We start from the raw sequence: 15,292 nt of genomic DNA on the forward strand, positions 1-15,292 counted from the left end.
GTACCGGGTCAACGGAACCGTCAGAAACGTCCGCGAACACCATCGACGGCGTTCCCGCGTCGACCGAGGTACTCGTCATCGGGGCCGGGCCCGGTGGATACGTCGCGGCCATCCGCGCCGCCCAACTCGGGCTCGAGGTTACGCTCGTCGAGAAGGATGCCTACGGGGGCACGTGCCTCAACGACGGCTGTATCCCGTCGAAGGCGCTCATCCACGGGGCAGACGTGGCCCACGAAGCGACGAGCGCGGAGCATCTGGGAATCTCCGCCGAGATCAGCGTCGACGTCGACCGGCTGACCGACTGGAAAGACGGCGTGGTCGATCAGCTGACCGGCGGCGTCGAGAGCCTGTGTCGTGCAGCCGGCGTCACGCTCGTGGACGGCCACGCGGCGTTCGTCGACGACCACCGCGCCCGCATCTCGACCGACAACGGGGAGGCCACCCTGTCGTTCGAGTACGCGATCGTCGCCACCGGCAGCCGGCCCATCGAGATTCCAAGATTCGAGCCCGACGGTGAGCGGATCCTCGACTCGAGCGATGCACTCGAACTCTCGGATGCCCCCGATCAGCTGCTCGTCGTCGGCGCAGGCTATATCGGTATGGAGCTGTCGACGGTCTTCGCGAAGGTAGGCACGGACGTCACCGTCGTCGAAATGTTCGACGATGTCTTGCCAATGTACGACGACGATGTCTCGCGCGTCGTTCGCGAACGGGCCGTCGAGTACGGCGTCGAGTTCCGATTCGGCGAGCGCGCTGCCGACTGGGAGTCGACCGATGACGGCGTCCTCGTCACGACGGAAGCCGAAGACGGCACGACGGCCGAACTCACCGCCGACGCCGTGTTAGTCGTCGCCGGCCGCGAACCGGCTGCCGACACGGCGAACCTCGAGGCGATCGGGATCGAACTCGACGAGAACGGGTTCGTTCCGACGGACGCGCAGGGTCGAACGAGCCGTGACCACGTCTTCGCCGTCGGTGACGTTGCCGGAGAGCCGATGCTCGCACACAAGGCCAGTTACGAGGGCGAGATCGCCGCGGCCGCAATCGCCGGTCAGCCGGCCGCCCTCGACCACGAGGCGATGCCCGCTGCGGTGTTTACCGATCCAGAAGTCGCGACAGTCGGATTGACCCGCGAGGACGCCGCTGAGAGAGGCTATGACCCGGTCGTCGGTCAGATGCCACTGCAGGCAAACGGCCGTGCGCTGACCGTCGAGGCGACCGATGGATTCGTTCGCGTGGTCGCCGACGCGGCGACAGAACGCGTCCTCGGCGCGCAGATCGTCGCCCCGAACGCCTCCGAACTGATCGGTGAGGTCGCTCTCGCACTCGAGGTCGGTGCCGACCTTTCGACGCTCGCCGGGACGGTCCATACGCACCCAACGCTGTCGGAGGCTATCATGGAAGCCGCCGCCGACGCTCGTGACGAAGCGGTCCACACCCACTGACGATCTGCCATCATCGCGGAAGGCAGCACCGGGCTGCAGTCGGGCTATCTCCCGACCGTATTTATATCCGTCCGATCCACAAGGTACTTTTCTGTATGGTGGATACCACACAATACAGACATGGACGATATCTCCTTGACGACGACCAGTGAAGACGGATTCGACACCCAGAGCGTCATCGGCGATTTCGCACTTGCCATCGATCCGATGGAAGAGACGGGCCCGAATCCCGTCGCGGTACTCGTCGCCGACTACGCGTCGTGTTTCCTCCCCGCCGTCCGAGTCGGTGCGCAAAAAGCCGGCTACGACGATCTCGGTCAGATGGAGATCGACGCATCGGCCACGCTCAACGACGAGGACCATCTCGATGCCATCGAGTTCACCCTGAAAGTCGAAGCTGACGTCGAGGATCCCGACGAACTGGCGGCCCTCGGCGAAGAAGAATGCCACGTACACGCGGCGCTTCGCGAGGGCCTGCACGCCGACATCACCGTCGAAGACGACGCGTTCTAGTCTCTCGGCTCGGTTACACTCTTCCCAGCCGTTTTTCGTACGAATGCACGACAGCGCGACACTGAAAGTCCCGACTGGAAAGCTCCTCGAGGTCGAGGTCACCTACGATGAACGAGTGACGGACGTCCGCGTGACCGGTGATTTCTTTCTCGAGCCACCGGAGAGTCACGCGGCGCTCGAGGCCGCACTCGAGGGCCACCCGACAGACGTTTCTCGAGCGACGCTCATCGAGGCGATCCAAGGGGTCGACGCGACGCTTATTGGGTTCGACGCGGGGCATCTGGCAGCTGCAACGCTGGAGGCGATCGAATGACCTACCGGATTATCGACGACGGAGCGTATAGCGAGCCGGTTCAACAGGCCCTCGAGGGCGTTCTGGCGGAGCGGCTCGACGAGGGTGAGCTCGAGCCGACGCTGCGGTTCTGGTATCGTGAGTCGCCTGCGGTCGCGCTCGGACGGTTTCAGGCGTACGAAGACGAAGTCGCGGTCGACTACGTCGACCAACGCGATCTCGATGTCGTCCGGCGACTCACCGGCGGCGGGGCGATGTACGTCGAACCAGGGGCTGTCATCACCTATTCGTTGTACCTGCCACGCGAGGCAGTCCCGGACGACATCGAGACCAGCTACGCTGCACTCGACCAGTGGGCGATCGACGCCCTCCGGAGCAGTGGGCTCGAGGTCTCTCACGAGCCGTTGAACGACATCGCTCATCCCGACGGCAAGATCGGTGGCTCGGCACAGCTTCGCAAAGACGACGCCGTCTTGCATCACACAACGATGAGCTACGCACTCGATACGAGCGAGATGCTTCGAGTGCTCCGCATCGGCGAGGAGAAAGTCTCTGACAAGGCAATCGAGTCCGCAGAGAAGCGCGTCGCTGTCATGCGTGACTACGTCGACGCGACCCGGGCGGAGATCATTACTGCGCTGAAAGACACGTTCGCCGAGCGCTTCGATGCCGAGCCCGGTTCGCTCCCGAACGCGGTTGTCAGTGAAGCGCGGGCACGCGCCAGCGAGACGTTCGCCACCGAGGAGTGGAATCGGAAGCTCTAGACACAGATATCATTGGCTCATACGGTTTTCTGTACCGATTTACCGGTAGGACCGCAGTGCGGGTTGCGGGTGCACCGGAACTGATTGACAGCAGACCGTATCAGGCAACGGCTCGGGATGAATGCCCAGACGGTTGGACACTGCCGGCAGAAGCTCGAGCCAGACGGGCTTCCCCGCGTGATTCCAACGCTTGTTTGGCTACACGTAGTATCTTCTCACCGAAGTCACGGAGTGCGACGGCCGTAATCGACTTCTTGATTGCATTCTCTCAAACGGTTACGGAACGATCCCAGTGCAGTCTGTCGTCTTCAGTGAACCGCCACGGGCGCGGTGGCCCGTGGCTTCCCGTGGATTAGTCGGACACACCCGCGACACCATCGGCGTGGTGACCTCTGGCGGTGTCGTGGGTCACGGTCGGCTGGGTCACACAGCCCGATGCCTGCCGTCGCAGCTTCCGCACGTTGGGAAGCGTCTTGAGAGCAGGCACATTCCGATCCAGTGTCGCCAATCCCTTCTTGGCGATGTTGATAGCCGCGTTCCGGTCAGCGTGGTCTTGCCGCCCACAATCCACGCACTTGAATCGCTTCTTGTTCCGGTTTGCACGAGTTGTCTGCTCACACTCGGTGAGTGAACACGCCTGACTCGTGTATTCCGGGTTGATTTTGTCGGACGGAACCCCTTGGAACGCGGCTTTGTACGTGATGAACTCTCGAAGTTTGCGGAACGGAAGTGAGTGAAGGCGACGGTTCATCCGGGTGCCATAGTCAATCGAGTTCCGCATCTCTTTGAGGTCTTCAAAGACGATGACGGGCTTCTCGAACTGAGACACCCACTCCACGACTTGTCGAGAGACGTTGTGGAGTTGGTCGTGGACGAACCGTTCCTCTTGTTGCTCGAACGCCCGGTCGAACGACGACTTCCCGTTGTTTTGCATCCGCTTTCGCATCGTGAAATATCGATGGCGTTCCTCCTTGATTTCAGGGAAGTCGATGACCACCGAATCAACGATGTCGTCCTCGTGGAGGGCAGCGAGCGCAACGCAGTCCTCGTTAATATCCATACCCACCACCATTCGTGAATCCTCTTTGTCTCGTACATCGGCCTCCGTGTGGGTAATGTTGATATGGAGTTCGTACTTCTCGTTCCGCCTCATCGCTTCTGCCGTTCCGACACGCCACGCATCGGATTGGATGGCGTGGCGGAGTTGTTCGAGGGCGTCGGGTGAACCGCAAAGAGTGCCTTTCACCGGGTTGTACGGCTTCGCGCTGAGACGGTAACGGATACAGTCGTCTTCGAGGAACAGGTTGTACCCTTCCTCGTAGTTTGACCGGAGCGGGTACGCGCTATCTGTGGTGTGGCTGGGTTGGTTGTAGTCGTCGTACTCGTAATAGTTTTCCATCGCTTCGAGCGACTTCTGTACGACGAGTTGGGCGGTGTTGTTCACGAGGTCGGCGTCAGACTCCAAGTCTTTCCGAATCTCATCCCAGTCATCACCGTTCTTTGCTCGGCGGATGGTTTCGTTGTACACGCAGCGGGCTTCGAGGAAGGCGTCGTCCAGAAGTTGCTGACCGGACTCGTCTGGTTGGAGTTGAAAGACGAGTGTTTTGGTCAGCGACTTCTGCATATTCTAATCGTGGTACTGCGGTCTTGTAAAGGTATGGAAGGAGGATGATAGGTTGGCCGAGTGTCGGGCTTCACCCCCGCGCCCGGTGGCGCGGGGTACTCGCCCTCGTTTCTTTGGTATAGAGCAACTCTTCCCAGTTGATAGTTCGTTGTCTCTGCCAGACGATCAGGCGTCGAGAACCGACGCAACGGATTCGTCGGTTGCATCCCGAGAAAGCTATCGGAATCACTTGGTCGTGGAGTGAACGAGCGCTCACTCGAGGGTTCGAATCGAAGCGGCTTAGTTTTACCACTGAGTAATAACTCTTATGAATCCAAAGAATTGGCGGACGTATCTGGTGACACAGGAATCGCTTTCCGACGGGAAGCGTACCGTCGAGGTGGTCGAAGCCGCGATCGACGGCGGCGTCGACGTCGTTCAGCTCCGAGAGAAAGACACCGACGCTCGCTGGCGCTACGAACTCGGTCGCAAGTTGCGTGAACGCACTGCCGAGGCGGGCGTTGCCCTGCTCGTCAACGACAGGGTCGATATCGCACAGGCGATCGACGCCGACGGTGTCCACCTTGGTCAGTCCGACCTTCCCGTCGCAGTCGCCCGCGAACTGCTCGGTTCCGAGGCTGTCATTGGCTGCTCGACATCGACGGTCGAGGAAGCGATCGAGGCCGAAGCGGCCGGCGCGGACTATCTCGGTGTAGGCGCTATCTACGGTACTGACTCGAAGAAAGATGTGCCCAAGGAGAAGAACGGAACCGGCCTCGAGCACGTCTCCGAGATCGCTGCGGCCGTCTCGATTCCCGTCATCGGGATCGGCGGCGTCACCGCTTCGAATGCGCCACCGGTTCTCGAAGCGGGTGCGACCGGCGTCGCCATGATCAGCGAGATCACTGCAGCCGACGATCCGGCGACTGCGACAAGGGAGGTAGCCGCCGTCGTCTCTAGGGAGGTGGGCAGCGATGACTAACGACGTTGCGGGTACCGGTGAGGTGCTGGCGGACTCGCTTGCGGCAATTCGTGAACGCGAGCCGCTGGTCCAGCAGTTGACGAACGAGGTAACGAAAAACGATCTGGCGAACGTCACTCTCAGTTGGGGTGCGTTACCGGTGATGGCGGATGCACCCGACGAAGCACCCGAGATGGCCGAACTCGCGGGTGCGGTACTGCTCAACACTGGCCGGATGACCGATTCGAACATCGAGGCGTTACACGCCGCGGGTCGGGCAGCCAACGACCTTGGTGTCCCGGTCGTCCTCGACCCCGTCGGTGCAGGGACGACGCCGACCCGAGACGAGGTCCATACGAGCTTACTCGAAGACGTCGAGTTTGCCGTCATCAAGGGCAACTACGGGGAAATCACGCAGCTGGCGGGGAAGACAGCCGAGGTGAAAGGCGTCGAGTCCGTCGGTGAGTACGAGGAAATTACGGAATCGGCACAGGCACTCGCGGAGACAACCGGCGCTGCAGTTGTCGCCTCGGGTGCCGAAGACATCGTCGCCGGATCCGACCGGATCTACCGCCTACGTGCTGGTGACAAGATGCTCTCGACGGTCGTCGGGACGGGCTGTATGCTTGGGGCGACTCTCGCGGTCTTCACTGGCAGTCTCGAGGACGACGTGACCGCTGCCTTACACGGAACCCTCGCCTACGGGCTCGCTGGCGAGCGTGCAACTGACCTCGAGTACAACGGGCCGGCCAGTTACCGGATAAATCTCATCGACAGTATCGCCGGCCTCACCCCGGAAGTCGCGGCAGAACTCGAGACGGGAGACCCGATCGAGCGCGTCCGTTGAGCTGCCGACCGCGTCTCATACCGCTCTCGGGTGCTGAAACGACCCCACGCTGGTGGTGGCTGTTCGCCCGTCGTCGAATCGAACTGGAGACAAGAGGTATGGCGATCAGCAGCTCCGGGCACTGGACCGCAGAACTGGACCATCCGAGAATCAACCAACGCCGTTCTTATCGCTTCAACAACATATCAACCGCACACGAGGGGGCCGCTGCATCAGTCTACAGTGTTCTGCCTAGTGACCTGCTGGAGGGCGATTTCGGCGACGTTCGCACCGTACCGAACCGTTCGGCGGAGACTGTCGAGCAGGAGTCCGAGGACGTACGCTTCGTTTGGCACGTCGTGATCGTAGAGATCGCGGTCGAACTCTTCGAGTTGCTCCAGTAGCCGATCGCGTTTCGCAAGCGCGCCGTTGGCGGCCGCAACGCTGGCGTCTGTCAGGATGGCGTCGGCTGCCTCATCGACGACCTGCCGGGAGGCGGTGGCGAGTTCGGAGAGTCGTGTGGCGTACGCCGGTGGGATCGACGCCGCCGGCTCGAGTGCGAACTCGGCGATCTTCTCGGCGTGATCGGCGATGCGTTCGAACTGACGTGCGGCGTAGTAGTACTCGAAGAGCTCGTCCCGACTCCAGTCCAGTTTCTCGACTTCGTGGAGGTCGGTCAGCGAGCGCCGAAAGTGGCGTGTGACCATCGCGAACAGCTTGTCGGCCTCACTGTCGCGCTCGATAACGCGTTGGGCCAGATCTTCGTTCCCGTCGATGACAGCAGTTACGGCATCCCGGTGCATCGCAAGCATCACCAGCCGGAGCCGGAGCGTGCTCTTTCTGACGTCGACGTTCTCGGCGTCGATGAGGTTCGTCAGTCGGATGCGGGTGTCGGTCGTCTCGAGGAGTTCGAACCCCGATAATTCCGTCAGCGTTCGGTCGACCAGTTTCCGGCGGTCCGCTGGATGCCCCGTCGTATCCACGAGGGTCACCGAATCGTAGCCGACTGCATGAACAGCGCGAATTCGTTGGCGGATCGTGTTGTCGCTGTCAGTGGAGACATCGATCGTCGTCGAGCGGTCGGCACTGGTGCGGCCGCCCATCGCTTCGACGAGTAGCGAGGCGTCCTGATTCGGATGTAACGAGAGTACAGATCCGGCCTCGATCCCGTGTTCCTGTGCCCAGGACTTCGGGAGCGAGATGGTGTACGTCGTTCCACCGGAGAGCTGAACTTTCCGTGTCTCCATACTGACCGAACCGCGTGACTCCCCCTTTACCGCTTATATGAATGGATTAGTCCGCTATAGGCGACTACATATCAATACTGTTTGTAGTTGTGACAGCTCTCGACTCGAGAGTGCAACGGCCGTCCAGTTGCTATATAGGCGTCTGGACAGTCTATTGCACACGACTATCCCCGCCCGTCGAGTTTCACAGGTATGTTCCGGGAAATGTGGCATCGGCCACAAGACGCGACTCGACAGGGTCGCGATGCGACGATCGCACAGGTTATCGAATCCATCGATCGCACCGCGCCGGAGACGAAAGCGCGGCTGGCGGCGGACGTCGGCATCTCCGAACAGTATCTCTCCGAACTACTACAGGAGCTGAAAGCGGATGACATCGTCCGAAAGGCGTACGTCGTCGACAATACGTCGTTGTACGCACACGCAGACACACTCTCACCGCTCGACGCCGACTGTGTGCCAAATGAGACCGCCGACACCGATCACGAACGGGATATGGCGGCAGCCGAGACGACAGCTCCCGGTGAGCGAGGAGAGACAGTACTCGGCTTGCTGGCGCGACTCGAGGACGTCACTACCACACAGTATGCGGCTGCCCGTCAGTCGTTCGTCGGCGCAGAACCCGAACGGCCGGCGGATACACTCGAGTCGCTGGCGAACGAGCGCCACTCGGCAGTTCTCTCTGAACTCAAGTCATACACGCTGACAACCGACTGGCCCGGCAACCGAGTCGCCGCTGACTTGGCGACGATTGCGACGAACTTAGAGATCGTCGGCGATCGAGCCTGCTTCATCACTGACGTCATCGACAACCAGGAGGTAGCAACCACCGGTGTGGTCGAAGAGCGCGTCTGCGATATCTTCGACGCGGGCGAGCAGATCAACGACTATCTCACGGCGATCCTCTTCGAGTGTGACCTCGCGGCCCACGACGATCTCATCGCGCAAGAGGAGACCGTCCACCGCGACCTCGACGAACTGTTCGAACTGGTAACGGCGTACGATCCGGAGATGTACGGCTACCTGGTGACGGTGACTCGAGCGCTCGAGCGTGCGATCTACTACTGGGTCCACGCCGCCGAGATTGCCGTCCGCTTACACTCCGGCGTCCAGCCCGACCACGTCATGATCTGAGCGCCCCACAGAACTACGACTATCGTGGTCGTAGCGAAGTCGTGATTCCGGATGGTGTCGTTTCTCATAGTGTACGGAACCGACGAGGGACAGACGGCGACGGTCGCCGAGTACATCGAAACCGTGCTCACCGACCGCGGCCACGACGTCACAACGCGATACGTGACAGAGATGTCGGATTCGATCGTCGATGATATCGATGCAGTGCTCGTCGGCTCGCCGGTCATCAATCGCAAACACCTGTCGGAAGTCGTCGCGTTCATCGACCGAAACCGCGAGGCGCTCGCGGCGAAGCCAACCGCGTTCTTCCAGCTGTCCTTTGCTTCGGCCATTCCCTCCGACTGGGCTCGAGACGGAGCCCAGGAGTGGGTCGACGACCTCATCGAACGAACCGGATGGCAGCCCGACCGCGTTGGGCTCTTTGCCGGTGCGGTCAAATACACGCGATACGGCCCCTTCACGCGGCTCTTCTTCAAGCTGTTTTCGGCGGTAACGACCGGCGATACGGATACCTCACGAGACTACGAGTACACCGACTGGGACGAGGTCGAAGCGTTTGCTGCCGACTTCGCCGCGCTCGCCGAACGGCGGGGTGCTGTCGAAGCGCCACAAACAGGCACTCGCGCTGCCACAGAGCAGGAGCGTGAGTCGGTGATTACGGAACACAAGCATGAGTCACAACCCACGAAACACGATCGTGAGTCGACACCGACGGAGCGCAGGCGGGGGCGACGCCTCGCCGAAATTGGACTTCTCGCCGGATTCCTCGGCGTCGTATACTGGCTCGTCCGCAGACAATCGTTTCGGCAGTCCTGACTGCCAGCGGATGGGTCCCACTCGAGCCGGGCTTCAGCACAATGGGTTGCCCGACGATGAACGCATGAGACGGAGACGAATCTCGCAGTGTCGGTGTATGGGTACAGAAAAAGTAGTTGGATAGCGATTTGCCGTCAGACCGATTTCGTAGCAGTCTCATGAATGGTCTCTCAATGGTGAATCAAGTGTGTCGCTGGGGGTTAGCGGATCGCTGGAATCGATAGATTCCACGATCCGCACCGAGAACAGTACGCATCTCCGCCAGCAACTCGTCGTCAAAGAGCTTGAGAACCGACTTCTTCGTCGTCAGATCACTGCAAAACAACAGCAGATCGAACAACTTGAGGCTCGCCTCAAGCGGTACGAAAACCCAAACACACCACCCAGTAAGCAGGGTGGTGCAGCTGGATCACCTGGCAACGATGACAGCGACGAGGAAGAAAACGAAGACCAAGGGGACGACGCTGGCGGCGACGCTGACGCCGCCAGCGACTCCTCTCCAGGACGTGACGAAGGTCACGAAGGAACAACTCGACCGCCTCCGGAACCAGAGGAGACTATTCGAGTCGATCAGGGATATTGCCCAGACTGTGAGCAAATCCTCTCTAACCCGGACAGCTACATCTCACGGACGATTATCGACATTCCTCTCCCTATTCCAACCACTGTCGTCGAGTACGAACTCGGCAAACACCGCTGTTCCTGTGGAAACGAAGTCATTGCTGAACATCCAGACTGCCCGGAAACCGGGCGGTTTGGGCCAAATATCATGGCCCAAACCGCCCTCGGTAGGTTCCATCAGCGACTTCCAAACCGCAAACAGGCGGAGCTGTTTGACTGGGAGCTCGATACACCCATCTCACATCGGACGATCTACAACCTGACCAAGCGGGTCGCAGACCGGCTGCGACCCGCGTATGACGATGTCAAAGCCCGTATTCAGGAAAGTGACGTCGTCTACTGCGATGAAACGGGTTTTCCTGTTGACGGAGAGCAACACTGGGCGTGGACGTTCGTTACTGATGAAGAAGTGCTGTTCTGGGTTGATGAGAGTCGTGGAAGCCAGGTGTTAGAGGACGTCCTCGGCGAGGACTTCGCCGAGGACTCGACGCTCAGTTGTGACGGTTGGTCAGCGTATCCGAGCTATCACACGAAGCTCCAGCGGTGCTGGGCACATCTGTTGCGAGAGGCGGAGTACGTTGCTGAACGGTACGAGGAAGCAAAGAGGTTGTCTGCAGAGTTACACGCTCTCCACGACGATTTAACGGCGTTCGACGAGGAGGATCCGTCCGCCTCCGCCCGCGAGCAAAAGCGGGCGGAGGCGTCGTTACATCTGGAAGGGCTGATCAGAGAAGACTACGAGGCACAGGAGGTCAAGAAGCTGATCCAGAAGATCAGGAACGGGTTAGGGCACTGGCTGACGTTCGTTACAGAGCCAGACGTCGAGTCGACGAATAATCGCGCAGAGCGCGCTCTGCGCGAGCAAGTTGTGCTGCGGAAGATGTTCCGGACCCTCCGCTCAGCCGAAGGGGTCCAGATTCACGAGACGATCACGACCATGTTAGCCACGTGGAAACGGCGAGGACTAGATCCGCCCGAACAGCTCCAGTCCATCCTCGGTGGGAAAGAACTCAGTTCAGGATGAGAGGTATCACTGACCGGTGAATCCTGGTCACGCTATCCAACTACCAGAAAAATACGCGCTACACGTGAGCGACCGTGATGGCAGACGTACGTCTCTGGACGTGGTCAGTCGAGTCGTGACGGCTCCGCGGTCTCGGGTGCGTACGCCGAGAGGAACGACTCGAGGTCGCGAAAGTCCGCAAGGCGGTCGGAAAGCGTCTCGTGGTCCCAGTGCCACCACTCGGTGGCCTCGAGTCGCGCGGCGACGTCTTCGGGGAACCGCCGGCGGACCGGTTTGGCCGGGACCCCTGCAACGATGGTGTAGGGTGGGACGTCGTCGACGACGACCGCTCCGGCGGCGACGACCGCACCGTTGCCGATGGTGGCCCCAGGGAGTACCGTCGCGCTGTGGCCGATCCAGACGTCGTGACCGATTTCGACGGGCTGGTCGGCTCGCCACTCGAAGATCGCGTCGTCGTCCTCGCCCATGTCGTACATCGCTGCCCGGTAGGTGAGATGGTGTGCCGTCGGGCGATCGATGGGATGGTTCGGCGGGCCGAGTCGGACATCGGAGGCGATGTTGCCGAACTTGCCGATGGTCGTGTAATCGAGCTGGACGCGCTCCATCAGGTACGTGTAGTCGCCGACTTCGGCGGCGTGCAGCCGTGAGTGCGGGCGGATCTCGGTCCACTCGCCGAGCGTACTCTCAGTGATCTGTACCGGATCGTGGATCGTCGGCTCGGGCGAGAGTGACTTCACGCGATCGCCGCCGCGAGAGTCGATGTAGGTCATGTCGCTGCCTCCCCGCGTGCGTTGCTGGTGCGTCGGAATCGGAGCCTATGCTGGGAGTGACAAGCGGTACAAGTACGTTGCATGGGTGCGCGTGACGTGAGCTGAATTGTCGGTATCATGCGTGTCATGGATTGGGTGTTAGAGGGCGGGCGATTACTTGCGCCGACCGGCGGCAGATTCGATGATCTTCCGTGGAGAGGTGAAAAACGCCTCGAGAACGCCGGTTTTCTCGACCTCGTCTTCGCCACGGAGGTAGGATCGAACGCGCTGGCTAAGCAATTCGACGGAGCCGGCGAGTAGGACGATTAGAACAATGCAGGCCATCATCTCCGTGTAGTTGAACGTCTTGCGCTGAATGTCGAGTTCCAGCCCAAGACCGCCCGCGCCGATGAGGCCAAGGCTGATGGCGACCCGGACGTTGTGTTCGAGGTCGAAGGCAATCCAGGCAATGAACTGCCGGAACACCTGGCTCAGCATGCCGAACGAAACGATCTGGGGCTTGTTCGCGCCCGTGCTGCGGATGCCTTCGATGGGGCCGTCCGCGATCTCCTCGAGTTCGTCGGTGAACAGGCGGCCAAGATAGCCCGTGGTGTCGATGATAATCGCAAGCGTCGCGGTAAACGGCGAGACACCGCCAAGTGGAATCAGGATAAGCACCCACACCAGCGCGGGAATCGCACGGATGAGGCTCATCGTGGCCCGAAAGAGGAAGTTGAACGGGTACGGGACGACGCGCTCGCTCGCCATAACGCCGAACAGCAGTGCCCCGGGAAGCCCAAGCACCGTGCCTGCGAACGCGATGGCCAGGGTGACGAATGTCGCTCCCCAGACGATGTTGATGTCGCCGGCGAGCCAGCGGCCGCCCTCCAGCGAGAGGAGGAGATTCTGCTCGACGATGAAAGACCAGTACTGCATCACGTCGAGGAAGGGGATCCCGTAGTACGTCGTCGGCGGGAAGTACTCGGGGATCGCATCGAGGAAGAACGGGAACTGTGTAATCAGTTCGACCAGCGAGAACCCGACCGTGCGGAGACTGAAGTTGAGGAGTACGGCAACGGCGACGACGCCGAGTGCGGTCCAGAACCGACGAACTGTCTTTCGGCGCTTGAGATCCGTCAGTTTCCGGTCGACGGATGTCTCACCGACATCGGCGAGGCCGAGGTACTCACGGAGCCGATCGCCTCGCGACGAGGACTCCGAGCTCACGCCTCTACCCTCCGTCGCTGTTGGGTGGGGGGTTCGTCGCTGTCGCGTGCGAGATACTCGGCGAGACCGACCGTCTCGACGTCGCCGTACAGCTCGTCGATCAACGCAGGCGTAAGCTCGCCTTGCTGGACGTCGAAGAGGAGTTGGCCGTCACGCAGCCCGATGAAGCGCTCACCGAAGTGGGCGGCGATGTTGACCTGATGGAGGCTCACGAGTGCCGTCACTTCATGGACGGTCGCGGCCTTCTTCAGGTAGCCCATCACGTCTTCGGCGCTTCCCGGATCGAGGCTCGCAACCGGTTCGTCGGCGAGCACGAGCGAGGGGTCTTGGACGAGCGCTCGAGCGATGCCGACGCGCTGTTGCTGGCCGCCGCTCATCTGGGAGACGCGCTGGTGGGCCTCGTCGAGCAGTCCGACGGTTTCGAGGGCCTCGAGCGCCCGGCGCTTGTCCGCCCGATCGTGCCACTGGAAGATGCTCTCGAGCAGCGAGGTCCGCTCGAGCGAGCCGGTGAGCGCGTTGAGGTACGCGGAGACGCCCTCGACGAGGTTGTGTTGTTGGAAGATCATCCCGACGGAGGGACGTGAACCCGCGAGCGGTTCGCCGTCGAGGGTGACGGTTCCCGTCGTCGGCTCGGTCAGGCCGTTGATACAGCGCAACAGCGTGGACTTTCCGGCACCGGATTCGCCGAGTAACACGACGAACTCGTCTTCGATCTCGAAGGACACGTCTTCCAGCGCGGTCACGTCTCCGTACGTCTTTGTCACGTTCTCTACGGTGAGTGTACTCATGGTAAAGGAATGCTGAGAGTAGTCGCTGGCGTATTATCCGAGTTCGACGCCGAGGTCGTTGAGGCGCTTGATGACCGGCTGGTAGTCCTCAATCGAGGTGTCTCTGAGTGTCGTAAACGGCAGCGTGGCGTCGTAGTCGTCGGGCTGGTACTCTTTCATCATCTCTTCGGTGGAATCGTGGAGTGCCTGCTCGATCTTCCCCTTCATGTCCGACTCCCAGCTCTGTCGGGAATAGATCGGCTGTTTCGGGATCGGGAACGACCACCAGATCGGTTTGAACAGTGGTTCTTCGGCGGCAGTGTCGCCGAGATAGGCCGTCTTCGGTCTGACGTCCTCTGGGACATTTTTCTTTTCGACGTGGGGCATGCCGTTGCCGCCCCACGTACAGCAGGCATCAGCCTCCTCGTTTGCGAGTTTCTCGACGGCGAATTTGTGGTTCGACCACGTTCCCTCGAAGTCGACCGGATCGCCCTGCGGTGCGTCGCCGACGTCGAGTCCGGCCTGTTTCAGCGTGTAGACGGCGAAGATCGAGCCACTCGTCGAGAGCTTGTCGGCAAAGGCGACCGTCTTGTCCTTCAAGTCGCTTCGCTTCTCGATCCCCGAACCCTTGTTCGTCAGCATCATCGAGAAGTACCACGCGGTCCCGCCCGTTACTGCCGTCCCGAAGACGTCCATCATATCCGGCGCGGAAATCAGCGTAATGTCGTCCATGCCGATTTCGGCCTGTTCGCTCTTGAGCGCCGGTCGAATCGCCGAATAATCCTGGGGTACCTTGTACTCGATGGAGAGACTGTCGATCTCGCCCTCGAGATAGTTTTTCATCGGCAGATAGTCGTTTCTGATATCCGATGGGTTCTCGGGCGTCAGAAGGATAGTGACCGTCTCTCCGTTGGCAGCAGAGCCAATACATCCTGCGAGGCCGGAGAGGGCGGCGACACTAGCCGCGCTGCCGATCGCGAAGCGACGGCGGCTCAGCCGCTCGGTTGTTGTACGCCCTGTCCCGTCCTGTACGTTGGATGCGTCAGCAGTCGGCTCGTCTGACATCATCGAGTAGCTGGCAACGGGATAGAATAACCCTTGGCTGAGTAAAGTCCGGAGGGGCTGTAGCCGGTGCAGTGATGGGAAACCGCGTCCCCGATCGACCGCGACGAGTTCGGACCGGTACAGAGCGATCAATAGTCGTCTGGATGCCAATTTACGGTCCGGGGGAGAGTCCGCCACTGGAGAGGGAGAATAGAGAGTACCCAGCGAAGTCTTACACTGGTGTTGTGACTCTCCCCGG

General features: G+C 60.8%; 15 protein-coding genes. 9 read left to right on the forward strand and 6 right to left on the reverse strand.

Features of this window, described 5'->3' with window-relative positions:
- Positions 1–41: 41 nt before the first annotated feature.
- The 4 genes from lpdA (at position 42) to BDK88_RS18585 (ending at position 3,014) form a co-directional block, all read left to right on the forward strand.
- Positions 42–1,445, forward strand: coding sequence for a dihydrolipoyl dehydrogenase (gene lpdA / locus BDK88_RS18570; RefSeq protein ID WP_242611727.1), 1,404 nt, complete (start codon positions 42–44; stop codon positions 1,443–1,445).
- Positions 1,446–1,565: 120 nt separating this feature from the next.
- Complete coding sequence (locus tag BDK88_RS18575; protein ID WP_130501646.1) at positions 1,566–1,958, forward strand: OsmC family protein; 393 nt, start codon at positions 1,566–1,568, stop codon at positions 1,956–1,958.
- A gap of 43 nt (positions 1,959–2,001) precedes the next feature.
- Positions 2,002–2,271 (forward strand): hypothetical protein, encoded by a 270-nt coding sequence (locus BDK88_RS18580; RefSeq protein WP_130501647.1) that lies wholly within the window; start codon positions 2,002–2,004, stop codon positions 2,269–2,271.
- A complete protein-coding gene (locus BDK88_RS18585) occupies positions 2,268–3,014 on the forward strand; it encodes a lipoate--protein ligase family protein (RefSeq protein ID WP_130501648.1) in 747 nt (248 codons plus the stop codon). The genes BDK88_RS18580 and BDK88_RS18585 overlap by 4 nt, the downstream gene beginning before the upstream one ends.
- 352 nt (positions 3,015–3,366) lie before the next feature.
- Here the strand turns inward: BDK88_RS18585 and BDK88_RS18590 are convergent, their stop codons facing one another.
- Positions 3,367–4,638 (reverse strand): RNA-guided endonuclease InsQ/TnpB family protein, encoded by a 1,272-nt coding sequence (locus BDK88_RS18590; RefSeq protein ID WP_130501649.1) that lies wholly within the window; start codon positions 4,636–4,638, stop codon positions 3,367–3,369.
- Between the two features lie 307 nt (positions 4,639–4,945).
- On the opposite strand from BDK88_RS18590, the gene thiE reads away from it, so the two are divergent.
- Entirely contained in the window at positions 4,946–5,599 is a 654-nt protein-coding gene (gene thiE, locus BDK88_RS18595; protein ID WP_130501650.1) for a thiamine phosphate synthase, read from the forward strand.
- Positions 5,592–6,425 (forward strand): hydroxyethylthiazole kinase, encoded by an 834-nt coding sequence (gene thiM / locus BDK88_RS18600; protein WP_130501651.1) that lies wholly within the window; start codon positions 5,592–5,594, stop codon positions 6,423–6,425. The genes thiE and thiM overlap by 8 nt, the downstream gene beginning before the upstream one ends.
- 212 nt (positions 6,426–6,637) lie before the next feature.
- On the opposite strand, the gene BDK88_RS18605 is transcribed toward thiM, so the two are convergent.
- Complete coding sequence (locus tag BDK88_RS18605; protein ID WP_130501652.1) at positions 6,638–7,651, reverse strand: phosphate uptake regulator PhoU; 1,014 nt, start codon at positions 7,649–7,651, stop codon at positions 6,638–6,640.
- Between the two features lie 192 nt (positions 7,652–7,843).
- On the opposite strand from BDK88_RS18605, the gene BDK88_RS18610 reads away from it, so the two are divergent.
- The 3 genes from BDK88_RS18610 to tnpC all read left to right on the forward strand — a co-directional run bounded on the left by BDK88_RS18610 (position 7,844) and on the right by tnpC (position 11,246).
- Entirely contained in the window at positions 7,844–8,785 is a 942-nt protein-coding gene (locus BDK88_RS18610) for a PhoU family transcriptional regulator (RefSeq protein ID WP_130501653.1), read from the forward strand.
- Positions 8,786–8,854: 69 nt separating this feature from the next.
- Entirely contained in the window at positions 8,855–9,601 is a 747-nt protein-coding gene (locus BDK88_RS18615) for a flavodoxin domain-containing protein (protein WP_242611719.1), read from the forward strand.
- Positions 9,602–9,788: 187 nt separating this feature from the next.
- Positions 9,789–11,246, forward strand: a complete 1,458-nt coding sequence (gene tnpC / locus BDK88_RS18620; RefSeq protein ID WP_130501655.1) for an IS66 family transposase — start codon at positions 9,789–9,791, stop codon at positions 11,244–11,246.
- A 104-nt stretch (positions 11,247–11,350) separates the two neighbouring features.
- Here the strand turns inward: tnpC and BDK88_RS18625 are convergent, their stop codons facing one another.
- The 4 genes from BDK88_RS18625 to BDK88_RS18640 all read right to left on the reverse strand — a co-directional run bounded on the left by BDK88_RS18625 (position 11,351) and on the right by BDK88_RS18640 (position 15,054).
- Positions 11,351–12,016 (reverse strand): DapH/DapD/GlmU-related protein, encoded by a 666-nt coding sequence (locus BDK88_RS18625; protein WP_130501656.1) that lies wholly within the window; start codon positions 12,014–12,016, stop codon positions 11,351–11,353.
- A gap of 153 nt (positions 12,017–12,169) precedes the next feature.
- Entirely contained in the window at positions 12,170–13,222 is a 1,053-nt protein-coding gene (gene phnE, locus BDK88_RS18630; protein ID WP_130501657.1) for a phosphonate ABC transporter, permease protein PhnE, read from the reverse strand.
- The gene (locus BDK88_RS18635; RefSeq protein WP_092934278.1) at positions 13,219–14,010 is read right to left on the reverse strand and encodes a phosphonate ABC transporter ATP-binding protein; all 792 of its coding nucleotides are present in this window, start codon (positions 14,008–14,010) and stop codon (positions 13,219–13,221) included. The genes phnE and BDK88_RS18635 overlap by 4 nt, the downstream gene beginning before the upstream one ends.
- 33 nt (positions 14,011–14,043) lie before the next feature.
- On the reverse strand, positions 14,044–15,054 hold the full coding sequence (locus BDK88_RS18640; RefSeq protein ID WP_130501658.1) for a PhnD/SsuA/transferrin family substrate-binding protein: 1,011 nt from the start codon (positions 15,052–15,054) through the stop codon (positions 14,044–14,046).
- Between the last annotated feature and the right edge of the window lie 238 nt (positions 15,055–15,292).

The sequence above is a fragment of the Natrinema hispanicum genome (assembly GCF_004217335.1).
Lineage (GTDB): Archaea > Halobacteriota > Halobacteria > Halobacteriales > Natrialbaceae > Natrinema > Natrinema hispanicum.